The 24,056-nt window shown below is 34.5% G+C and carries 22 protein-coding genes; 11 read left to right on the top strand and 11 right to left on the bottom strand.

Annotated features, from left to right (window positions below):
• Positions 1-110 precede the first annotated feature (110 nt).
• From F6P99_RS08265 to F6P99_RS08250, 4 genes are all read left to right on the top strand, one after another.
• Entirely contained in the window at positions 111-1,532 is a 1,422-nt protein-coding gene (locus tag F6P99_RS08265; RefSeq protein ID WP_152286997.1) for a glycogen synthase, read from the top strand.
• Positions 1,532-2,803 carry a glucose-1-phosphate adenylyltransferase gene (locus tag F6P99_RS08260; protein WP_152287159.1) on the top strand — a complete coding sequence of 424 codons (1,272 nt, stop codon included), beginning with the start codon at positions 1,532-1,534 and terminating at the stop codon, positions 2,801-2,803. Before F6P99_RS08265 ends, F6P99_RS08260 begins: the two co-directional genes overlap by 1 nt.
• 64 nt (positions 2,804-2,867) lie before the next feature.
• Entirely contained in the window at positions 2,868-4,781 is a 1,914-nt protein-coding gene (glgB, locus tag F6P99_RS08255) for a 1,4-alpha-glucan branching protein GlgB (protein WP_152286996.1), read from the top strand.
• Between the two features lie 173 nt (positions 4,782-4,954).
• Positions 4,955-7,351 (top strand): glycoside hydrolase family 31 protein, encoded by a 2,397-nt coding sequence (locus F6P99_RS08250; protein ID WP_152286995.1) that lies wholly within the window; start codon positions 4,955-4,957, stop codon positions 7,349-7,351.
• Positions 7,352-7,433: 82 nt separating this feature from the next.
• Here F6P99_RS08250 and F6P99_RS08245 read toward each other — a convergent pair whose 3' ends face one another.
• Both F6P99_RS08245 and F6P99_RS08240 read right to left on the bottom strand, forming a co-directional pair.
• Positions 7,434-8,459, bottom strand: coding sequence for a glycosyltransferase family protein (locus F6P99_RS08245; RefSeq protein ID WP_152286994.1), 1,026 nt, complete (start codon positions 8,457-8,459; stop codon positions 7,434-7,436).
• 8 nt (positions 8,460-8,467) lie between these two features.
• On the bottom strand, positions 8,468-9,319 hold the full coding sequence (locus F6P99_RS08240; RefSeq protein WP_152286993.1) for a UDP-2,3-diacylglucosamine diphosphatase: 852 nt from the start codon (positions 9,317-9,319) through the stop codon (positions 8,468-8,470).
• Positions 9,320-9,591: 272 nt separating this feature from the next.
• On the opposite strand from F6P99_RS08240, the gene F6P99_RS08235 reads away from it, so the two are divergent.
• The 4 genes from F6P99_RS08235 (at position 9,592) to F6P99_RS08220 (ending at position 12,541) form a co-directional block, all read left to right on the top strand.
• Entirely contained in the window at positions 9,592-9,900 is a 309-nt protein-coding gene (locus F6P99_RS08235) for an EthD family reductase (protein WP_226913048.1), read from the top strand.
• Positions 9,901-9,976: 76 nt separating this feature from the next.
• A complete protein-coding gene (locus tag F6P99_RS08230; RefSeq protein ID WP_152286992.1) occupies positions 9,977-10,588 on the top strand; it encodes a TetR/AcrR family transcriptional regulator in 612 nt (203 codons plus the stop codon).
• Between the two features lie 55 nt (positions 10,589-10,643).
• Positions 10,644-11,234 (top strand): SRPBCC family protein, encoded by a 591-nt coding sequence (locus F6P99_RS08225; RefSeq protein WP_152286991.1) that lies wholly within the window; start codon positions 10,644-10,646, stop codon positions 11,232-11,234.
• A gap of 344 nt (positions 11,235-11,578) precedes the next feature.
• Complete coding sequence (locus F6P99_RS08220; RefSeq protein ID WP_152286990.1) at positions 11,579-12,541, top strand: SDR family NAD(P)-dependent oxidoreductase; 963 nt, start codon at positions 11,579-11,581, stop codon at positions 12,539-12,541.
• A gap of 12 nt (positions 12,542-12,553) precedes the next feature.
• Here the strand turns inward: F6P99_RS08220 and F6P99_RS08215 are convergent, their stop codons facing one another.
• The 7 genes from F6P99_RS08215 to F6P99_RS08185 all read right to left on the bottom strand — a co-directional run bounded on the left by F6P99_RS08215 (position 12,554) and on the right by F6P99_RS08185 (position 18,787).
• Complete coding sequence (locus tag F6P99_RS08215; RefSeq protein ID WP_152286989.1) at positions 12,554-12,814, bottom strand: hypothetical protein; 261 nt, start codon at positions 12,812-12,814, stop codon at positions 12,554-12,556.
• Between the two features lie 136 nt (positions 12,815-12,950).
• Complete coding sequence (gene nqrF, locus F6P99_RS08210; protein WP_152286988.1) at positions 12,951-14,240, bottom strand: NADH:ubiquinone reductase (Na(+)-transporting) subunit F; 1,290 nt, start codon at positions 14,238-14,240, stop codon at positions 12,951-12,953.
• 18 nt (positions 14,241-14,258) lie between these two features.
• Positions 14,259-14,873 carry an NADH:ubiquinone reductase (Na(+)-transporting) subunit E gene (nqrE, locus tag F6P99_RS08205; RefSeq protein ID WP_152286987.1) on the bottom strand — a complete coding sequence of 205 codons (615 nt, stop codon included), beginning with the start codon at positions 14,871-14,873 and terminating at the stop codon, positions 14,259-14,261.
• Between the two features lie 13 nt (positions 14,874-14,886).
• Positions 14,887-15,558 carry an NADH:ubiquinone reductase (Na(+)-transporting) subunit D gene (locus F6P99_RS08200; RefSeq protein WP_152286986.1) on the bottom strand — a complete coding sequence of 224 codons (672 nt, stop codon included), beginning with the start codon at positions 15,556-15,558 and terminating at the stop codon, positions 14,887-14,889.
• Positions 15,559-15,560: 2 nt separating this feature from the next.
• A complete protein-coding gene (nqrC, locus tag F6P99_RS08195) occupies positions 15,561-16,277 on the bottom strand; it encodes an NADH:ubiquinone reductase (Na(+)-transporting) subunit C (RefSeq protein WP_152286985.1) in 717 nt (238 codons plus the stop codon).
• A 3-nt stretch (positions 16,278-16,280) separates the two neighbouring features.
• Positions 16,281-17,435: an NADH:ubiquinone reductase (Na(+)-transporting) subunit B gene (locus tag F6P99_RS08190; RefSeq protein ID WP_152286984.1), complete on the bottom strand. Its 1,155-nt coding sequence runs from the start codon at positions 17,433-17,435 to the stop codon at positions 16,281-16,283.
• Positions 17,435-18,787, bottom strand: coding sequence for a Na(+)-translocating NADH-quinone reductase subunit A (locus tag F6P99_RS08185; protein ID WP_152286983.1), 1,353 nt, complete (start codon positions 18,785-18,787; stop codon positions 17,435-17,437). Before F6P99_RS08185 ends, F6P99_RS08190 begins: the two co-directional genes overlap by 1 nt.
• 275 nt (positions 18,788-19,062) lie before the next feature.
• On the opposite strand from F6P99_RS08185, the gene F6P99_RS08180 reads away from it, so the two are divergent.
• Together F6P99_RS08180 and apaG are read left to right on the top strand one after the other, a co-directional pair.
• Positions 19,063-20,298 (top strand): type IX secretion system plug protein, encoded by a 1,236-nt coding sequence (locus F6P99_RS08180; protein ID WP_193316036.1) that lies wholly within the window; start codon positions 19,063-19,065, stop codon positions 20,296-20,298.
• 86 nt (positions 20,299-20,384) lie between these two features.
• A complete protein-coding gene (apaG, locus tag F6P99_RS08175; RefSeq protein WP_152286981.1) occupies positions 20,385-20,771 on the top strand; it encodes a Co2+/Mg2+ efflux protein ApaG in 387 nt (128 codons plus the stop codon).
• Here the strand turns inward: apaG and F6P99_RS08170 are convergent.
• On the bottom strand, positions 20,768-21,766 hold the full coding sequence (locus F6P99_RS08170) for a DUF6695 family protein (protein ID WP_152286980.1): 999 nt from the start codon (positions 21,764-21,766) through the stop codon (positions 20,768-20,770). The genes apaG and F6P99_RS08170 overlap by 4 nt on opposite strands.
• Positions 21,759-22,496, bottom strand: coding sequence for an NRDE family protein (locus F6P99_RS08165; RefSeq protein ID WP_152286979.1), 738 nt, complete (start codon positions 22,494-22,496; stop codon positions 21,759-21,761). Before F6P99_RS08165 ends, F6P99_RS08170 begins: the two co-directional genes overlap by 8 nt.
• A 172-nt stretch (positions 22,497-22,668) precedes the next feature.
• On the opposite strand from F6P99_RS08165, the gene F6P99_RS08160 reads away from it, so the two are divergent.
• Positions 22,669-23,961 (top strand): anthranilate synthase component I family protein, encoded by a 1,293-nt coding sequence (locus F6P99_RS08160; protein WP_152286978.1) that lies wholly within the window; start codon positions 22,669-22,671, stop codon positions 23,959-23,961.
• The last annotated feature ends 95 nt before the right edge of the window (positions 23,962-24,056 follow it).

Genomic DNA, 24,056 nt, shown 5'->3' with positions numbered 1-24,056 from the left:
CTACATATCAAACATTTATAAACACATTAACAAATGCATAGAAAAACCACTTCTATTAAAAGAATTTTATAAAAAAAATACGTAAGTTTAAACATCAAATTAATCTAACAATGGAAATCATACATATAAGCGCCGAATGTTACCCTATTGCGAAGGTAGGTGGTCTTGCAGATGTGGTCGGTGCATTGCCAAAATACCAGAATAAAGTTGGTAAAAAAACAGGTGTTGTTATGCCCTATTTCAACACAAAATTCACTCAAAACAATAGTTTTAAAATAGATCATAGAAATACAGTATCACTCGGTGACTTACTTTATGATTTTGAAGTATTGATTTTGGAAAACGATGATTTAGGTTACCCACTTTACCTGATAAAGATTCCAGGTTTAATGGACCGAGAAAATGTTTATGGATATAGTGACGATACCGAACGCTTTTTAGCATTTCAAAAAGCTGCATTGAATTGGATTGTACAATTTCATGACAAACCAGAGATCATTCACTGCCACGACTATCATACGGGTTTGATTCCTTTTATGATGCTATACGCACATCAGTATGCATCTCTTAAAGACATACCTACAATCTTAACCATTCATAATGCTCAATATCAAGGGCAATTTTCTTTTGATAAATTGTATTATTTTCCAGAATACGACTTATCAAACTCTGGAATGCTTGAATGGGCTCAAATGATCAATCCTTTAGCTGCTGCCGTAAAGTGTGCTTGGGCGGTTACTACAGTTTCCCCAAGTTACTTAATCGAACTGAGAAGTGCTGCAAATGGACTCGAATGGTTGTTAGACAACGAAAAAGGAAAATCCATCGGAATTCTGAACGGAATCGACACAGAGGTTTGGAACCCTGCAACCGATCCAATGATATCTAAAAATTTTAACAAGCAAAACTCTCTATCAGGAAAAAAGAACAACAAAATGTTCTTGTGCGATAAATTCGATTTAAATCCTGAAAAACCGCTTTTCGCTTTTATCGGTCGTTTGGTAGGTGAAAAAGGTGCTGAGTTATTGCCTGAAATATTCGACACCATACTTTCTAATCCAGAGTTAGACGCAAACGTACTTGTTTTAGGATCGGGTGATCCTGGGGTTGAATACAGTTTGAATAGTATCAAAGAAAAACACAAAGGTAATTACAATGCATTTATTGGATACGACGAAACATTGTCTCATATTATTTATGCTGGAGCCGACTTTTTGGTAATGCCTTCTAGAGTTGAACCTTGTGGTCTCAATCAAATGTATTCGTTGCGCTATGGTACCATACCAATTGTAAGAAGTATCGGAGGTTTAAAAGACACTATAACCGACATTTCTGAAGAAGATGGTTTTGGTATTTGCCATGAAAATACGGCAGTTGATGAAGCTTGCATTGCTATCGAAAGAGCTTGTGAGTTATACAAAGACCAACCAAAATTCAAAAAAATCAGAAAACAAATCATGCAAATTGACCATTCTTGGGACAAAGCTGCAAACAACTATATAGAATTATACAACAAACTAATCAACAAATAATTATGAAAAGAAAAGTCTTAGGAATTATTTTAGGTGGTGGGCAAGGATCTAGACTACAACCACTTACTACAAGTCGTTCAAAACCAGCTGTTCCAATCGCAGGTAAATACAGATTGGTAGATATTCCAATTTCAAACTGTTTAAACTCTGGAATTGACAGAATGTTTGTACTTACGCAGTTCAACTCTGCTTCACTTAACAAACACATAAAAAACACCTATAGCTTTAGCTTTTTTAACGATGCATTTGTTGATGTATTAGCAGCAGAACAAACTCCTGGAAACTCAAACTGGTTTCAAGGTACAGCAGATGCAGTAAGACAGTCTATGCATCACTTTTTAAATCATGAGTGGGATTATGCTTTGATATTATCTGGAGATCAATTGTATCAAATGGATTTCACAGACATGATCAAACAACACGAGAAAAACAAAGCCCAAGTAACAATTGCAACACTACCAGTAAACGCCAATGATGCTACAGGTTTTGGAATTTTAAAAACTGATGACAATAACATCATCAAGTCATTTGTAGAAAAACCAGATGCTTCAGAACTTTCAAATTGGAATTCTGAAGTAACCGACGAAATGAAAAACGAAGGTAGAAACTACCTTGCTTCAATGGGGATCTATGTGTTTAGTAGAAGCTTCCTTAAAAAAGTTTTAGACGACACAACTACCATGGACTTTGGAGGAGAAATAATTCCTCAAGCCATTGATAAACAGAAAGTTTTAAGCTATCAATATGAAGGGTACTGGACAGACATCGGAACGATCTCATCTTTCTTTGATGCCAATTTAGGTCTTACAGATCCTGTTCCTGCTTTTGATCTTTTTGACAAGTCACAAAGTGTACTTACAAGAGCAAGAATTTTGCCCCCATCAAAAATAATGGGAACCACACTAGAACGAACTTTGATTGCGGCTGGTAGCATTATCAACGCAAGTCGAATCGAACGTTCCATAGTTGGAATCCGAAGTAGAATTGGAGTTGGAACAACCATCTCAAACTCTTATATGATGGGTGCAGACAGCTATCAATCTATTGAAGATTTAGAAAAATGTCGTGCTCAGAAAAAACCTTATGTTGGAATAGGTGAACGTTGTTACATAAACAAATGTATCATCGATAAAAATGCGAGAATCGGTGACGATGTGCGCATCAATGGAGGAAGTCATTTAGAGGATACCGACACCGATACTTACACGATCAGAGATGGAATTGTTGTGATAAAAAGCAAAGCAACAATACCAAACGGAACTGTAATTTAAAAAATAAAAACACAGCAATTGAAGACCTCAATTGCTGTTTTAATCTAATAAAACCTCTGAATGTATGAGTAATGTAAAAGATTTTAGTCTATTTACAGAATTTGATATTAACTTATTCAAAGCTGGTAAACACTTTAGACTTTATGAAAAATTTGGAGCACATCCTGCCGAAGTTGATGGCGTAAAAGGGATTTATTTTGCTGTTTGGGCTCCAACTGCGAGCAAAGTATATGTCGTTGGAGAATTTAACTTCTGGGACTCACAAGATCACTTATTAAATGTTCGTTGGGATAGTTCTGGTATTTGGGAAGGATTTATACCCGGTTTAGAAATGGGTGTACAATACAAATACAAAATTCACAGCAATAATAGTGGTATTATTACAGAAAAAGCAGACCCCTATGCTTTTGCTTGCGAGCAACCACCAAGAACGGCATCTGTAGCCTATGATATAGAAAATTACAAATGGAAAGACAAAGACTGGCTTTCGTATCGAAAAGATAAAAACGGACTCGACAAACCTTATGCGGTTTTAGAAGTGCACCTTGGATCATGGATGTACAACGTAGAAGAAGACAGACCACTTTCATACATAGAACTTGCCGATAAATTAGTTTCTTATCTAAAAGAAATGGAATTTACCCATGTTGAGTTTATGCCTATTATGGAATATCCATTTGACCCATCATGGGGTTATCAATTGGTTGGGTATTTTGCTCCAACTTCAAGATTTGGAAGTCCTAAAGACTTTATGTTTTTAGTAGACCAGCTGCATCAGAATGATATTGGTGTTATCTTAGACTGGGTACCATCGCATTTTCCATCTGACGATCATGGATTAGGATTTTTTGACGGTTCTCATCTATACGAACACCCTGATAGAAGAAAAGGATACCATCAAGACTGGAAAAGTTTGATATTTAACTATGGAAGAAATGAAGTTCGTTCGTTCTTAATTAGTAATGCTATTTTTTGGTTGGATAAATACCATATTGATGGACTGAGAGTTGATGCCGTAGCTTCAATGCTATACTTAGATTATTCTAGAGAAGATGGAGAATGGGAACCAAATATATATGGAGGCCGTGAAAATTTAGATGCTATTTCGTTCTTAAAAGATTTCAACACTGAAGTATATGCAAGCTTTGAAGGTGTTCAAACCATCGCTGAAGAATCCACAGCATTTCCAATGGTTACCAAACCTGAAAACTTAGGTGGTTTAGGATTTGGAATGAAATGGATGATGGGTTGGATGCACGATACATTAGAGTATTTTAAAGAAGATCCTATCAACAGAAGATACCATCACAATAAAATTACCTTTAGTTTGGCTTATGCCTTTACAGAGAATTTCATGTTACCACTCTCACATGACGAAGTGGTTTATGGAAAACATTCTATTCTGGGAAGAATGCCTGGAGACAAATGGCAAAAACTAGCCAACCTTAGATTATTGTATGGATATATGTACGCACATCCTGGAGCAAATCTATTGTTTATGGGTAGTGAATTTGGTCAAGAAAACGAATGGTCATTTGAAAAAAGTTTGGACTGGAATTTATTAGAAGATCCTATGCATGCAAAAATGAAAGACTTCGTTAAAGACCTTAACAAACTTTACAAAAACACCCCTGCTTTGTATGAAAAAGCTTTTGGAATTGAAGGTTTCGAATGGATCAATTACGAAAGATATGAAGACTCTGTAATTTCATTTATTAGAAAAGGTCACGATGAAAAAAACGACATTGTTATCGTTTGTAACTTTACTCCTGTTGTGAGAGAAAATCATTTAATAGGAGTACATAAACCTGGACATCTCGTTGAAATTCTTAACAGTGACGCTGATAAATACGGAGGTAGTGGCGTTAGCAACCCGAAGAAAATAAAAATCAGCAAAAAACCTTGGGACTTCAAGTCTAACTCGGCTACAATCACTTTAGCGCCTTTAGGTATTTCTTTCTTTAAAATAACCAAATAAAAACTATTATTTCACATCCTATTATCTGAATTTTCACATGATAATTTCGGATGTGAAATTTTATCTTTACACTTTACGAAGCTAACAATAAACTAAGGTTAATTTCGTGAAAATATAAGCTGCTACTTTTATTTTTTTAAGTAGTTTTGCAACTCATTAAATTACTAGTACTTATGATTTTAAACACGCAACTAGAATACAAAGGAGATTTATTTCCCTCTAATATTACTGACTATACAAAAGACGTAGATGTCTTGCACTTTTCTACTGCTAACAACGTTATATTACAACTTACGGTGCTTAGAGATAGTGTACTTAGATTTCGATATACAACGGTTGGAAAATTCGACAATGATTTTTCATATGCCATCGCAAATGATGCCAATACAGGATACAATCATTTAGAAATATCTGATGATGATGAAAAATACATCATTACAACTTCAAAACTAATTTGTCATATTCATAAATCTGATCTAAGAAAATCAATTTATGACGTGAACGACAACACGTTGATTTGTGAAGATGAAAAAGGATTTCACTGGGAAGAGAGCTATGAATTAGGTGGAGACATCGTAAAGATGAGTAAAGCAGCTCAAAACGGAGAGAGCTATTATGGTTTAGGTGACAAACCTCAGCACATCAACCTAAAAGGAAGACGTTTTGAAAACTGGGCTACAGATTCATACGCGTTCGGAAAAGACACTGATCCAATTTACAAAGCAATTCCATTTTACACTGGTTTACACAGTGGAAAATCATACGGAATTTTCTTTGACAACACTTTCAGAACCTATTTCGATTTTTGTCATGAAAGAAGAAATGTAACAAGTTTTTGGGCACAAGGTGGAGAAATGAACTACTACTTCATTTATGGGCCAAATATGACCGACGTAGTTACCAGTTATACTGATTTAACAGGTACACCAGAATTACCACCATTGTGGGCTCTAGGATACCACCAGTGTAAATGGAGCTACTATCCTGAATCTAACGTAAAAGAGGTTACTCAAAAGTTCAGAGACTTAAAAATACCATGTGATGCTATCTATTTAGACATCGATTATATGGAAGGATTTAGATGCTTTACTTGGAGTAAAGAATACTTCCCGCAACCAAAAAGAATGGTGAAGGAATTAGCTGATGACGGTTTCAAAACTGTTGTTATTATTGATCCAGGAATTAAAATTGACAATGAGTACAGTGTTTTTAAAGAGGCATTGGATAAAGATTACTTCTGTAAACGAGCTGACGGACCTTATATGAAAGGTAAAGTTTGGCCAGGAGAATGTTATTTCCCTGATTTTACTCGTGCTGAAGTTAGAGAATGGTGGGCAGGATTGTTCAAAGGATTGATTGAAGATATCGGAGTAAAAGGTGTTTGGAATGACATGAATGAGCCTGCAGTTATGGACGTTCCTGGTAAAACATTTCCACCAGATGTGAGACATGATTACGACGGAAACCCATGTAGCCATAGAAAAGCACATAATATCTATGGAATGCAGATGGCAAGAGCTACATACCATGGGTTAAAAAGGTTTAACTACCCAAAACGTCCTTTCGTAATTACACGTTCAGCTTATTCTGGTACACAGCGTTATACTTCCACTTGGATGGGAGATAATGTTGCAACTTGGGAACATTTACAAATTGCAAATATACAAGCGCAAAGATTGGCATTGTCTGGATTCTCTTTTGCTGGTTCTGACATTGGAGGGTTCGCTGAGCAACCGAATGGAGAATTGTATGCTCGATGGATTCAACTTGGAGCTTTCCACCCATTCTGTAGAACTCACTCTTCAGGTGACCATGGTGATCAAGAACCTTGGGCTTTTGACGAAGAAATTACAAACGTGGTACGTAAGTTTATCGAAATTCGTTATGAATTGTTGCCTTACCTATACACTTCTTTCTATAAGTATTCAGTTGACAAAGAACCAATGCTTAAATCTTTGGTATTATTTGATCAAGAAGATACGCAAACACATTATAGAATTGATGAATTTATCTGTGGTGATAAAATTTTAGTTTGTCCGATCAACGAACCAAACGCTCAAGGAAGAAGAATGTATATTCCAAGAGGAGACTGGTATAACAAATGGTCTAAAGAATTAGTTTCTGGAGGTAAAGAAACATGGGTAGATGCAGATTTACACCACATGCCAATATTTATCAAAGCAGGTGCTGTAATCCCTAAATACCCTGTACAACAATACGTGGGTGAAAAAGAAATTACTCAGATGACTTTAGATGTTTATTACAAAAATGGTAAAGAAGAGTCTGACTTATTTGAAGATGCAAATGATGGGTATGACTACACCAAAGGTCGTTTTAGTTTAAGAAACTTTAAGATCGTAGGTAGTGATAATAAACTTATCATTAGACAACACAAACAAGGTAAGTTTATTACATCTTATGAAACATTTAAAATCAACTTGTTCGGATTGCCTTTTGATGTAAAATCTATTAAAATCGATAACGAAGAAGTTTCTTTAGCTGATGTAAGCTTTGAAAACAGAACTTTAGTTGTTACCAAAGAATTTACAAACATTCAAATACTTGGGTAACACTTGCTCAATATATTTGATTTATGAAGTACAAAAAAAGCCATCTAAATAATTAGATGGCTTTTTATTTTTCATTGTATGCCTATATCTCGTGTAATAACTTATTCGATAATTCGGTAGCAATGATGTATTTTGATAACACTGCGTCTACAATAAATTGGGTTTTATCTGGATAGTCAACATGAATTACTTTTCCTTTTTTGACCCATTTTTTTATTTTCGAAATATTTTTTTTCTTCAATTTAGCAAGTACAGGAACCCCGATATCCTTTAAACTCTCGGCATTAAAATGCTGCTCTAATTGACCTTTCATCGGAATCACCAATAATTTTTTCTTTAAGTACAAGGCTTCGGCAGGTGTTTCAAAACCCGCTCCGCAAATAACCCCTATTGCCCCTGAAAGACTTTTTTCAAAGGTTTCACTTTCTATGGGCTTCACATAGATACTTTGTTTTTTGTAGGCTACTTTGCAATTTTTCGAAAAAACATGCCATTTCACACCCTTTATTTCAGACAAAACTTTAATTATTTTTACATCAGAATAAGAGGGAAGGTACACTGTATAATGATCCTCAACTCGAACCTGTAAATCCCGAATCGCTCTTCTTATGATTGGCAGGTAAATACTAGAATCATATTTTTTAAAATGAAATCCAAAATTCTGAATTGAAGGCGCATAATATTTTAAGATCATTGATCCGATAAAGTCGTTATATGATGGCTTTGGAACACCGTTTGACAACAAAGCACTTTGATGGCTTAACGAAATACAATTGACACCTCGTAACTTACATGCCCAAGCGGAAATGGGTTCAAAATCATTAATAACCAAATCATAGTCTTTTACTGGGCAATTTTTTATCTCGGTATACAACTTTCTCAAGCTATTACTTGAAATCGTTTTGTAAACATCAACACCTCCCTTGGTACCAAAAATAAAGCTCAAACCTTGATACCTATATTTAACATCATAAGGTAGTTCTATATCTGCCTGTGTACCACTAATTAATAAATCAACCTCTACTCTACTCATAAGAGCAGGTATCACCTCTTTAGCACGACTTAAATGACCGTTTCCGGTACCTTGAATTGCATACAATACTTTCATAATACAAACTACAAATTAAACTCCTTTAATAATTCCTGAAACAATTCTTTCGCACTTTGATCAGATGGTTCAACTTCAGCACTTTTAGCCTGTTTTTTTGGGCCGAATTCGCTAGCATCATACTTGTAAAGACTCCAATGTCCATTTGAATATTCCAATGCAGTTAAATTCTCGATCCAATCTCCAGAATTTAAATACATAATTCTTCTACCATTGTTACTAAATTCCTTGATCAAAGGCTGATGAATATGACCACAAACAACATAATCGTAGCTCTTTTCTATAGCAATATCTGTCACTGTTGTTTCAAAATTATTGATGAACTTCACCGCTCCTTTTACTTTGTCTTTTATTTTTTTTGACAATGAAATTTTCTCTTTACCGATAAATGAGCAACCGCTATTAACGACATAATTTATGAGAATTAAAAAATCATATCCCACGGCACCCAATTTTGCCAACCACTTAGAATGTGACATGGTAACATCAAAGACATCACCGTGAAAAAACCATGCTTTCTTTCCATCTAATTCCATCACAACTTTATTTACTATAGACAATTTACCCATTGAAAAACCGGTAAATTTTCGCAACATTTCATCGTGATTTCCTGTAATGTATATAACTTCAACACCTTCTGAAACCCATCCAAAAATATGCTTGATTATTTTCATATGAGATTTAGGCCAATAACGTTTCTTAAATTGCCATATATCAATGATGTCACCATTTAAAACAACTTTTTTAGGTTTTACACTCTTGAGATAATTTAACAACTCCTTTGCATTGCAACCAAAAGTTCCTAGATGAATGTCAGATAATACCAACACATCGATTTTCCTTTTTTTCTTTTTTGTCATTCGCTTAATGTAAGATGATACAATTCCCAAAGCAAAATAAGGATATGTAGTTTAACTAATTATTTGATTTTCATTAATTAATAATCAACAAACCATACACGCATGTTAAATTTATGTATGGATAAAAAACAAAACTAATGTGTATGCAAAAACAAAATTCACCCAAAGGTTGATTGGTGTTACTAAACATTAAATTCAAATAACATATAAAAACTATTTAGAAATTCATAACTTGAGAAAAACCATAAATCAACTTAATTTAATTTTACATTATGAAAAAAGGAATGACAAAAGTTAGTGTACTCTATGCAAATGGAGAAGGAAAAACATTTGATATGGATTACTACTGCAACAAGCATTTGGCAATTGTAGGGAATTTACTTGGCGATGCCTTAAAAGGCGCTACGGTTGAGCAAGGATTGAATAGCGACGCTCCTTTTGCGGCGATGGGCAACATGTATTTTGAATCACCAGAGGCATTTGAGCAAGCTTTTGGACCACATGCCGAAGAAATCATGGGTGATTTACCAAATTTCACCAATATTGAACCGAAAATTCAAGTAAGCAAAGTACTTGTATAAAACACATAGACTAATTACCTGGTAATCAGTGTTTTTAAAAAAATATTAACAAAAAAAGCACAGAATATTTTTACATATGACGAACGGTCATTATATTTGTAGTATGAAACGAAAAATATTTAGGGAAGATATTCTAGCAGCCGGGCGTGACATCATGTTCGTGAATGGTTACAATGCAACAGGAATTAAAGAAATTACTGATAAAATTGAAATCCCTAAAGGATCGTTTTACAATCATTTCAAAAGCAAAGAAGATTTTGGATTAGAAATGATTAAAAATTATACGGATAGAGGTATTGGTTTTCATAAAATGAATTTATTAGACACACAGACTTCCGCGCTGACTGCATTGAAAGGCATGTATGACAAAATGATCGAAAGCTTTAAGATGAAAAACTTATATGATAAGGGTTGCTTGATGAGTAACTTTTCTGCGGAATTAAGTGATGTAAATGAGAATTTCAGAAACTTACTTGATGAACAATTTAATGAAATAGAAAACATCATCATACAAAATTTAAAAAGGGCTCAAGATGAAAATGAAATCTCATCAGAACTTGACGTAGAAAGTACAGGAGCTTTTATATTAAATAGTTGGCATGGTGCATTGGTACGAATGAAATCTACAGCCGACATCAAGCCATTGGAAGATTTTAGAACATTAATTTTCAACAACATATTAAAATAATATTTTTTTACTCAAAATATGACGAACGGTCATATTAATCCTAAATACAACAATCATGAAAAACAAAATCAACAAAACAGTAGTAATTTTAGCTTTAGTATTAGCTGTAAGTGCGCAAGCACAAAAAAAAGTAAAAACCTTTACTGTATCTAGAGTAATCCCAGCAAACATCGAAAATGTATGGCAAGTAGTAGGTGAAGATTTTGGAGCCATCTCCAATTCACACCCTCAAATTGTTAGCTCAAGTTATAATCAAGGAAGCATTACCTATGGTGGTGAAGGAGCAGAACGCATATGTAATTTAAATGAAGATGGAACCAAATATGTAAAAGAAAAACAACTATCATTTGACCGTGAAAATCACACATTTACAGTTCAACTATTCCACTCAGAAGGAATTCCATTAAATCCCGAATACACAAAAGCCGTTTACACCGTAAAAGAAATTGATCAAAATAATTCAGAAGTATTTTTCGACATGACCTACAGAACTACTCCTGCCTTCATGGGATGGCTCGCAAAAGGTAAATTCAAAAAAGGTATCAAGGATTATTTAATTGCCGTAGAACATCATGTTATAACCGGAGAAAATGTCAACAAAGATAACTTCAAACAAATCAAAAAAAATTATAAAAAATCTAAATAAACTAACGATGATACAGAAACCTATCCAATTGAGAATTGTCTTTATACTAAATGCAATTTTAGCACTACTACCATTCATCTTTTACTATGTTTTTACCAGTAAAAATATAAGTATCGAAGGCTTAAAACCAATCTATTTTATCTACACCGGTATTGGCTACATAACCAGTTTTATTGTGATGATATACGCAATACTAAGTAAGAAAATAAAGCTCTTTAGAACCGTATTTGTTGCAACCATACTCATTTCATTACCTACCAAAGCATATATAGGAATTGCCGTTGCAGCAATATCAATTCTCTTATCCTTTCATTCTAAAATTAAAGCCTATTTAAATTCATAATATGGAACTTTCAAGAAAAAATATACTTGTAGTTGGTGCTAACGGAGGGTTAGCATTGGAAACTATCAAAGCACTAATTAAAGAAGGTGCAACAAACATAACTTTGGGATGTCGAACTTTAGAAAAAGCAAAACAAACCAAACATCAGATATTAACATCATTAAAAGAAGCTGAAAATTGCGAATTGAATCCTGTAGGAGGTTTTGACATGCTGAATAAAACATCTATTGAAAATGCCATTATAAATCTTCCTAGACAAAACTTTGATGTCGTTTTTTTGGCAGCAGGCGGCATTATCATAGACACAGCATATCCAACCATAGAGATCAATGGTACGAATATTGAAAAAACGAGTTACCAAAATTTATTTGGAGCACATATCGTACTCCACAATCTAATTCAGCAACAATTACTGGCTGACAATGCACGAGTGGTATATGCTGGAGGAGAAGGCGCAAGAGGAATCCCGGGAATGATACAAAAACCAACATACAACAGCACTCAAGAGTTCAGAGAGTACTTAAAAGGCCGTTCAAACTCTGCTTACAATCCAATGAATGCTATTGGCGTATCAAAACTATTGGGGGCGCTATGGACGATCAAAATATCCAAAATAAAAAACAGAAATTTTGATGTTATTTGGTTCTCTCCTGGATTGACTTATGGCACTAATGGATTGTCAAAAATGACACCTATAAAAAGATGGGCTATGGAAAACATAGGGTTTGGACTTATGCGTCTGATAGGAAAAGCGCAAAGTCCAGGCGATGGAGGTGCCAAATTTGCAAAAGCCTTAAGTGGAGTTATTGGAACAAATGGGGATGTGCTGGGAGCTCCAGAAAAACAGACTTTGGGAAAAATAACGGATCAAAAGCCTATGAATACCGCTATCACAGATCCAAGTTTACAAACTGAACTTTGGAATCTACTTGAAGAAACTACTGGAAAATTCGCGCTGTCTTAGATAGCAATTAATTTATACACAGTCACAGCTAAAAGTATCATTTGAATGGTAAGGAGAAAGCTCCATATCGATGCGATAAATTTTTTCGATAGGAATTTCTAAACCACTTTTAAAAAGCACAATTTCATTATCAGTGTTTTTATTTAGAATTTTTGATACAGAATCTTGAATCTTTATTTTTTCCATGTTTTCGTCGAAGTACACAACTTCATTCACAGGGTTCATTTGTGCTTCATATAAAAGAATAGAAGAATATTTAGAGTTTGTTTGCATAATAATTGATTTGACTGATTAATTTTTAAATAACAAAGAAATATAGAAAGTTTGTCGTGAGCATTGAAAAATACTTTCAATGAAATTAAAAAGCCTGATACAAGTATCAGGCTTTTTAGTATTATAGTTAAGGATCTTAACCTCCAAAATCGTCAAAACGAACATTTTCTGGTGGTACCCCAAAATCATCACACATCTTTACAACTGCTTGATTCATCATTGGTGGGCCACAGAAATAAAACTCAATATCTTCTGGAGCTTCGTGAGCGTTCAAATAGTTATCTATCAATGCTTGGTGAACAAATCCGACAAATCCATCTCCTTCGTCATTGATATCTTTCTTCACATTCCAATTATCTTCCTCTAAAGGCTCAGACAATACTAAATGCATTTTAAAGTTAGGGAACTGCTCTTCTAACGCTTCGAAATAGTGCAAGTAGAACAACTCACGTTTCGAACGACCACCATACCAATAAGATACTTTACGACCAGTTTTCATCGTATGGAACAACTCGTATAAGTGAGAACGCATCGGTGCCATTCCGGCTCCACCTCCAACATAAATCATTTCAGCATCAGAATCTTCGTTGATAAAGAATTCTCCATAAGGTCCAGAGATTGTAACTTCATCTCCTGGTTTACAGTTGAAAATATAAGAAGAAGCGATTCCAGGATTTACATCCATCCATCCACCTTTCACTCTATCAAAAGGAGGACAAGCCACACGTACATTCAACATAATGTTACGTCCTTCTGCAGGGTAAGAAGCCATAGAGTATGCTCTCTCAATAGTTTCATCATTCTTCATCACTAATGGCCATAATTTGAACTTATCCCATTCTTCATGGAATTTTTCTGGCTCACCTGGATGATCTTTAGGGTGTGCTGTAATATCCATATCTGAATATTTAACCTCAGTTTTAGGGATTTCAATTTGGATGTACCCACCCGCTTTGTAATCCATGTCTTCTGGTATTTCAACAACAAACTCTTTGATAAAAGAAGCAACGTTGTAGTTAGAAACTACTTTCGCTTTCCATTTCTTAATTCCGAAAATCTCTTCAGGAATAGAAATTTCCATATCATTTTTCACCTTCACTTGACATCCTAAACGAGCCCCAGCTGCTAACTCTTTACGAGTAAAGTGAGGTGTTTCAGTTGGCAAAGCTTCTCCTCCACCTGAATGCACATGACACTCACATTGGATACAGGTTCCACCTCCACCACAAGCTGATGGTAAAAATATTTTTTCATTACCTAATGTTCCTAATAAAGAACCACCGGTTTCAACTTCAATTGTTTTTTCTCCGTTGATCGTAATTTTAACCTTTCCAGATGGAAGTAATTTCGCTTTGGCAGTCAACAATACAGCTGTCAAAATTAAAATTACTATTAAAAATACGATAATACTTACTACTATAGTCATCTATAAAATCTTAGTTGTTTATAATTTGATTCCTGAGAAACTCATAAATCCTATCGCCATTAAACCAGTAATGATAAATGTAATTCCCAATCCTTTTAATGGAGCTGGTACATTTGAATAAGCAATTTTCTCACGGATTGCAGCAATTGCTAAAATTGCTAAAAACCATCCAATTCCTGAACCCAAACCATATACTGCAGATTCTCCTACGTTAGAGAAATCTTTTTGTTGCATAAATAATGAACCTCCTAAGATCGCACAGTTTACAGCAATCAACGGTAAGAAGATTCCTAACGCTCCATACAATGCAGGTGCAAAACGTTCAACAATCATTTCTACCAATTGCACCATTGAGGCAATTACTGCGATAAACATAATAAAACTCAAGAAACTTAAATCAATAGATGCATATTCTTCACCTAACCATGACAACGCTCCTGGTCTTAATAAATAAGTATCCATTAAAAAGTTTACGGGCACCGTAACCACCAATACGAAGATTACCGCTGCTCCTAAACCAACTGCTGTATTTACTGTTTTTGATACTGCTAAGTAAGAACACATTCCTAAGAAATATGCAAATACCATGTTATCAATAAAAATACTTTTTACGAAAATATTAATATAATCCATTTTGTATATTTTATTAGTTTTCGATTAATTTTCTATTCTTTGATCTTTGGAACCAAATGATAATTCCTACAGTAATCAATGCCATTGGCGACAACAACATAAATCCGTTGTTTTCGTATCCTAGAGCATACAAGCCTGTTGAATCTGCAATTGTTTTAGCTTTATGACCTAATACTTCGAATCCAAATAATTTCCCAGATCCTAACAACTCTCTAAAGAAAGCTACCAATACTAAAATCAATGCATAACCAGCACCGTTACCAACACCATCCAAGAAAGATTTCCATGGTCCGTTTGCCAAAGCAAATGCTTCTAAACGTCCCATAACAATACAGTTTGTGATAATCAAACCTACGAATACTGAAAGCTCTTTACTTACATCGTATGCATAAGCTTTTAGTATTTGATCTACTAAAATTACCAAAGAAGCAACGATCAATAATTGAACGATGATACGAATACGACTAGGAATTAAGTTACGAATCAAAGAAACGATAACGTTACTAAAAATCACTACAAATAAAACGGCGATTGACATTACCAAAGCAGGCTTCAATTGTACCGTAATTGCCAATGCAGAACAAATACCTAGTACTTGTACCGAAATGGGGTTGTTATCATCCAACGGATCTGTTAACAACGCTCTATTTTGTTTAGAAAACAATGGTTCTTTTTCCTCTGCCATGATTAATTATTTTTAAAATATGGTAAATAACGTGCCAATCTCTCTTCGATCATGTTAGATACACCATCTGAAGTAATTGTACCTCCTGAAATGGCATCTACACCATGAGCATCACCAGTTTTAGCACCTCCTTTAACTGTTTTTACAGACACAAAGTTATCTGCTGTAAATCCTGCACTAATATCTTTTAACAAAGATTTTCCTGCAAATTGTGCTTGAAACCAATCTGTTGTAATTTCAGCCCCCAAACCAGGAGTTTCACCTTTATGTCCGAAGTTTGCACCAATGATGGTGTTTTTATCACCATCTAAAGCTACATATCCCCAAATGGCATCCCATAATCCAGCACCGTATAAAGGAACTACATAAAACGTTTTACCGTCTTTTTCTGCGATATAAAGTGGGAAGCGTTGCTCTGCATCAGATTTTTTCAATTCTTTTTTCAAACTTAACGTAAAAGCATTCGTTTCAGCATCTACAGTCCCATCAGCTTTCAATGCTAATTGTTGTTTGATGTATTTGTTAAACTCTACTTCAGCGTCGTCTCTCGAAACATCAGAAACACCAATGGTTCCTAAAATGTTTTGCATTTTCTCTGCTTTTACGTTTTTTTCTTGCAATGGCTTTAAATTCGTTGCAGTAAATGCCAACAAACCAGCAATAACTGTTACCATGATAATTGCAAAAATAAACGTATATGCGTTGCTATTTTTATCCATGTCTTAAGCTGTTTCTAAATTAGTTTTTTGACGTTTTTTACGACGTTTGATATTTCCTTGAATCACATAGTGATCAATAGTTGGAGCAAAAACGTTCATCAACAAAATCGCCATCATCATCCCTTCTGGGTATGCACCATTGAATACACGTATCATAATTGCTAACAAACCAATAAAGAATCCATATATCCATTTTCCTTTGTCTGTTTGTGCAGCCGATACAGGATCTGTAGCCATAAACACAACTCCAAACGCAAAACCACCAACTAATAAATGTTGCCACCAAGGGAAGTTCATCAAAGCATTCAACCCAAGTGCATTAAAAATCAATCCCATTAAAGCTCCTCCGATAACTGAACCAGCCATAATTCTCCAGCTTGCAATTCCTGTAAACAACAAGAACGCTGCTCCGATTAAAATCATCAATACTGAAGTTTCACCAACTGAACCTGGAATGTATCCCATAAACATGTCTAATACACTGTAACCAGCTTCTTTGTTTTGCGCTAATGAACCTAAAATTGTTTCTCCTGAGATCGCATCAACTGTCGCTGCATCTGAAACCCATACTTTGTCTCCTGACATGCTTGGGGCATATGAGAAGAATGCAAAAGCACGTGCTACTAATGCCGGATTTAAGATATTCATTCCTGTACCACCAAATGCTTCTTTACCAATTAAAACAGCAAAAGCTACAGAAATCCCTAACATCCATAAAGGAAGATCAATTGGCATAATTAATGGAATCAACATTCCTGAAACTAAATACCCTTCATTGATATCGTGACCTCTAAAAACTCCGAAGGCAAATTCAATTCCTAATCCAACTCCGTACGAAACTACGACCATTGGTATAAATTTCACTGAACCATAGATTAGGTAATCTATAAATGTTCCTGCTTCACCTAATTGAGAAAAATGTTGGTATCCTACGTTCCACATCCCAAAAATTAAGGCAGGTACTAAAGCTAGTATTACCGTAATCATGACACGTTTCAAATCAACACCGTCTCTAATGTGCGCTCCTTGCTTCGTTGTATGATTTGGCACGAACATTAACGTATCAAATGCATTGAAGGCTGGAGCCATTTTTTCATACTTCCCTCCCTTATCGAAAAGAGGTTTGTATTTATCGAATGTATTTCTAATAAATTTCATTATCCTACTTCGTTTATCATTATATCTAAACCTTCTCTGATGATCGTTTGTGCTTCAATTTTAGAAGAACTAGTATAATCCACCAAAGCAAAATCTTCAGGGGCTACTTCGTAAATCCCTAAATTTTCCATTTTTTCAATATCTTTTGCCAAAACAGCTTTGATCAATTGCATTGGAAAAATATCGATAGGCATTACTTTTTCCATTTCACCTGTAACTACCATAGCACGTTCTTCACCTTGTAAATTGGTATTTAACGTGTATTCTTTATTTGGCATTAAATAAGAAAAAGAAGTCTTCGATGCACTGTGTATACTCCCACTTCCTACGAAAGGCATCCACCCCATAAATCGGTGCGTATTTCCTTCTGGAATCACAGAGATTATATTATCATAAAAACCTAAGAAATCACCGTTTGTTGCAACCTTATCACCAGTCAATACATTTCCAGATATAATTCTTACGTTGTCTTTATTGATCTTGTTTTCTAACAAACTATCCAATCCTTGACCAGCAGTTACTGAATAATATTGAGGAGCATTCACCTCTGAACCAGCAAGAGCCAAAACTCTGTTTGGTTTGTATTCTCCAGACAAGAACAACTCACCAATAATCGCAACATCTTGAGGGTTCACTGTCCAAACTCTTTCCCCTGCATTTATCGGAGAAATTTTAGAAATTTGAACTCCAACATTTCCTGCAGGATGTTTCCCTTTAACGTTGACAACTTCAACATTTTGAGTTTTGCTAAAGAAAGAAGCTGTTTCATTCACTGAAAGATACACTTTACCTTTTGTCAACTTTGTCAAAGCATTGATTCCTGCTTGAAATGCTGCTTCTTTTCCTTTCAATGCAAATGCATAATTAGGGGCTAAAGGAGCGGTATCAAAAGAAGAAACAAAAATAGCTTTGGCTTCGTCTTCAGGATTTGCAATCACATCATATGGACGTTGATTTACAAAACTCCAACAACCACTTTCCAAAATCTTTGCTTGAATTTCTTCTTTTGAAAGAGTTAAAGGATCGGCTTTGCCAAAATTCTTAAATTGATCTTCAGATTTAGCCTCAATTACGACTGCTAATATCCTTCTTTTTGCACCTCTTCTAATCTCGGTTACGGTACCCGATACCGGAGATGTAAATTTGATTTGCTCGTTCGATTTTGAATAAAACAAAACATCACCCACAGATACTTCAGCTCCAACTTTAACAGTTAGCTTAGGTGTGACTCCATGAAAATCTTTTGGTTGAATTGCAAAAATCCCAGAACGAGGTGCAGCAGAAATAGTTTCTTCTGCTTTTCCCTTTAGCTTAATGGTTAAGCCTTTTTTTATTCGAATGTCTTCTGACATATTTAGAATTTAAGTTAATCTGTATAAAACAGTGCAAATTTAAACAAATTGAAATTTTTTAATTGCAAATAAGCCCCTTTAAATTAGCTTCTTATTTTATTTATAATTATTCTAAATTAGCATTTGAAAATGTTTTGAAAAAACTAAAATTCATTAATTTTTATTCAACGAAACTGAAAAATCTTTGAATTAAATGCAATGATTTGACATCTTAAAAACCTATTCATAGGTATAATTTTATACTTATATTTGTGCGAATCAACTTATCAAATATTTTGAAACACCTTAATAAAATACTGATTTACCTTTTTATTTTTTCGGGTAATATTCTTTGGGTCAGTGGACAAAATTTCACAGCGGCTTTTATAAAAACGGTAACATTTAATACCGATGAAAATCTGAATCCAATTCTTCCTTTAGGAAGCCCTATCAAAATAGCTTTTGATGACCTTGAAGCAGATCAAAAAAATTACAGGTATAGTATACAACATTGCACTTATGATTGGGAAATTTCTAATTTACAACCCACAGAATACATCAATGGATTTCAATCTTTTGAAATATTAGATTTAGAAAACTCCTTCGGAACATATCAAAACTACACGCATCATCAGTTTGAAATTCCAAATAGAAATACTAGAATCAAAATCAGTGGAAATTTTTTACTGACTGTTTTTAACGAAGATGATGAAATCTGCATACAAAGAAGGTTTGTTTATTACGAGCCCCTGGTTGTAATCAGTGCGAAAACCGTTCGTGATCGAAGTATTGAACAAATAAACAAGAAACAGGTTGTACAGTTTTCCATCTTTCATCCAAATGTTGTGATAAACAATCCCTCAAAAGAAATCAACATTCAAATCTTACAAAACAATGATTGGAACTTTGTAAAAAAACGCATCAAACCTCAATACTACAGAAAAAACGAAATTGTTTACCGTTACAATGACGAAACCAGTTTTTTGGGCGGCAATGAATTTTTACATTTTGACACAAAAAACTTTAATTCTAGTAATGTAAACATTGTTAAAAGCGTACTAGAAAACCATTATTACAATACCTATTTATACCCAAACTCTCCAAGAAACTATTTACCATACACCTATTTTCCAGATATCAATGGTGGTTTTACCATACGAACATTAAACGGCAGTGAAGCCACGACAGAAAGCGAATATACCAATGTACACTTTTCACTAAAAGCTGATAAAACATTAAAAAAACAAGAAAACATATACGTATATGGGGCTTTCAATAATTACGCTTTTACCGAAGAAAATCGATTGATATACAATAAAAAAAGTAAACATCTCGAAACTGAAATGTTATTCAAACAAGGTTTTTACAACTATTGTTATGCAATAAAACAAGACAACTCCGTAGACATCTCTTCAATCAACGGATCGTATCAAGAAACAGAAAACAGTTATACGATACTTATCTATTTCAAACCTTTTGGGCAACGTATGGAGCGAATTGTTGGAGCTGCCACAATCAATAGCAAGCAATAAATTTGCAATTCTAACGCAATTTGCAACCTATGTTAACAACTAGGTTCTATTATTTTACTTATATTTATCTTGTTAAGTAAACAAAAATGGTAGAAAAAATAACAAAAGGCATTAAGATATCTGTACAGACCAATTACGAAGGTGTGCAATCTCGTGGTGAATACAACAACCATTTGTTTAGTTATTTTATCACGATCGAAAACCAAAGTACAGATACGGTTCAATTACTTTCAAGAAAATGGGAAATCTTTGATTCTATGAATTCAAAAGAAACTGTAGTCGGCGACGGTGTGGTTGGTCAGATTCCTATTTTAGAGCCAAATGAAACCTATACTTATAGATCTAATTGTTTGTTAGAATCTAGAATCGGTGCTATGAGAGGTTATTTCAATATGATCAACTTCACTTCAAAAACACATTTTAAGGTTGCCATACCAACATTTCAATTAAATGTGCTTGACACATTAAACTAATTGTTTATTCTTTCGAGAACATAGAGTTTATTGTCTTGCTCAATATAGCAGGTTTTACATGTTGACCCATATTTAAATTCAAAAGGCTTATCTAGGCATAATCCTTCTTGACCCAATATAAACTCAGCATCCATATCAATTACCCCTTCCGCATTTCGACGTATGATTGTATAGTGCTGCAACCTATCTGATTTTCGTATTTCGAACCACGCCCCGCTACCAATACCACCAAGCCACTGACTATTACTACAAGAAAATTTTTTCAAATCTGGCTCTATCGTACCTATATCACATAATTCTTGTGATACTTTTGCAAACAGACCTCTTCTATACTCTCGAAGAATCGATGTATTACAATACTTTTCTACCAGCTGATTTTGCACTGAAATAGTTGTTTGTTTTTTAGAAGCTCCATTGATAACATTACTAATCGGACTTGGAGTAATCGTATAAGAACGCTTCAAACGTTTTACAGTTTTTCGATTCGTACATGAATGAATCAAAACGTCAGTTACCAACCGAGCACAATTACTAGCATCTTTCTTAAAAGCCCCATATGGAACCTCTACTCTTGATTGCAACGCTAACAAATAATGCAATGCTTTTTCATAATCCACTTCATGATTGACACCCACCACTAGCCTACCTTCTCCATGAGTTTTTTCTGGGTGTTTATCCAAATACAAAACAATCTCTTCCAAATTCAAAATTTCAACATCATTATGTTGAGCTTTAAATGGAATATGCACCTCATCGTCGGTTTCCTCAGACCGAACCCTTCCAAAAGTATTAGAAGTAATATATCTACCGAAATCAAAATATCGAACGCTATTATTTTCTTTAGAGACCAATAAAAGTGCAGCATGACCAGCCATTACCCTATTTCGGCCACCAATTCCAAACAAGGGCCAAAGTTTACTAATGACTTCACCATTTGCAATCCTAACAACCACATCTGGATAAGCCAAAATGACAATGAAACCGTTATTATTCATTTACTGACAGTTGTGCACGATACGAAAAGAGATCAACTGATTTTTGTTCACCTGTTAACAAATCAAAATAATGCATCACTACATGATCTCCATTTTTTTCGATAGAAGTAATACTTGTTGTTTCTACATAAGAACGCTTCATTTTGATAGATATCTCGGGAGTTCCCAACGTATCATTATTATGAAACCCCAAAACAGCTTCCTGAGAAACACTTTCTTGTTCTTTTCTAAAATCCTCAAACCATTGCTGGCGTTCCTTTTTTATCTCTTTATCATACAAAGTTGAAGAGGACCAAATTTTTGCACTATGCGACAAGATGCGAATATCTTTTTTTACTCCATCCCATATCAACTCAATACAAATTGGCATAAATGACCAATCAATGACAATGAGGGTAAATGGTTCTACACCCTCTAAATCGATATCCTCGATAGCCCATTTCGCATTTTCAGCTTCTAAAATTTGTTTTACGACCAAACCACGACTGTAGGCATATGGTCCTTTTATTTCATGGGCTTCATAGGCACCATTCAACAAACACACCAATCGTTCGTGTTCTGAAAGCGCAATCCATGTTCCGCCTGCTCTTTCGTCTTTTGGATACAAATACGCAACATCATCTACGACATAAAACTCAGGTAATAAAGTATTTCTAGAGGGTTCTTCATCTCTGTTTGAAGTAAATATAAAGTCGCCATTGTTTTTTGGCATATAGGTAACAGTGCACATAGTAATCTATCAATTTTCAACTGAATTCCATGAGTCTCATAAGACCTCGAAAAATTACAGCAATTGCTCAAAAATAACAAAATAGTTGAGAGTCATCACAAAATAAAAGCAATATGTCTGATTGATTTCTAATTATATCCTAACTTTGCTTTTTTGAATTTTTCAATATTGAATGAAAAGAGTAAAAGCTCGTTATACCACAGACAATCCAACACTATTTAAAAGACAACTTTTAGATTGGTCTCAACAGTTCGAAACTCTCGTTTGGCTCGACTCTAACGAACACCAAGAAAAATACGCTGAACACGAGGCTATACTGGCATTTGAACCAAATACTAGTATTAAAACATCGTATAAAAATGCGTTCGATAAATTAAAAACATACCACGATAAAACCAAAGATTATCTCTTCGGATACCTCGGATACGATCTAAAAAATGACATTGAAGATTTAAACTCTAACAATCGAGACGTTCTTGATTTTCCGGATCTCTTCTTTTTTCAACCAAAAAAAATAATTTTTATATCAGGTCATTCTATCACTTTTGAATACCTGACTAATGTTGCTGAAGAAATATCAGCAGATTATGAAAAAATATCCTCTCACGAATTTAGGGCAACAACTACGAACACTGTAAAAACGAACATCAATTTAAGAATCCCTAAAGACACCTATATTGAAAAAGTAAATAGAATTCTTGACAATATACATTACGGAGATTTATATGAAGTTACTTTCTGCCAAGAGTTTTATGCTGAAAATTCAACCATTGACCCATTACAAGTATATTCAAACCTAAACAAAATTTCGAAACCTCCTTTTGCTACTTTTCTCAAACAGCAAAACCATTTTTTATTATCGGCTTCACCTGAAAGATATCTAAAAAAAATAGGCAAAAAGGTAATTTCTCAGCCTATTAAAGGAACTGCAAAACGTTCGAATTCTTTCTCAGAAGACACAAAACTAAAATCGAATCTTGAGCAAGATCCTAAGGAAAGAGCAGAAAATATTATGATTGTAGATTTGGTTAGAAACGACCTGTCTAGAATCTCAGAAAAAGGAAGCACCAAAGTCGAAGAACTCTGCGGCATCTATAGTTTTAAGCAAGTACATCAAATGATTTCTACCATAAGTACTTCTTCTCCGATAGAGGCACATCCTGTTGACATCATTAAAAACACTTTCCCAATGGGAAGTATGACAGGAGCTCCAAAAATTTCTGCGATGGAAATCATAGAAAAAGAAGAAGAGAGCAAACGTGGACTCTATTCTGGGTCGGTTGGGTATTTTGCACCAAATGGCAATTTTGACTTTAATGTTGTGATTAGAAGTATTTTATACAATGCCAAAAAAAAATACATCTCCTTCTCTGTTGGTAGTGCCATTACATCACTAGCCACTCCAGAAAAAGAACTAGAAGAATGTTTGTTAAAAGCAAAAGCCATGCGAGAAGTTTTAGGGTAAACTCTTAGCTTTATTCCTATCAATTGCGCAGTTCTTTATTCTTTAGAAAAACTTATCTTTGAATTTATTATTTCTTTTATAGAACGTACTAAACA

The sequence above is a fragment of the Flavicella marina genome (assembly GCF_009193215.1).
Taxonomy (GTDB): domain Bacteria; phylum Bacteroidota; class Bacteroidia; order Flavobacteriales; family Flavobacteriaceae; genus Flavicella; species Flavicella marina.
Note: the sequence above shows the minus strand (reverse complement) of the source record. Positions and strands in the feature narration are given on the sequence as shown.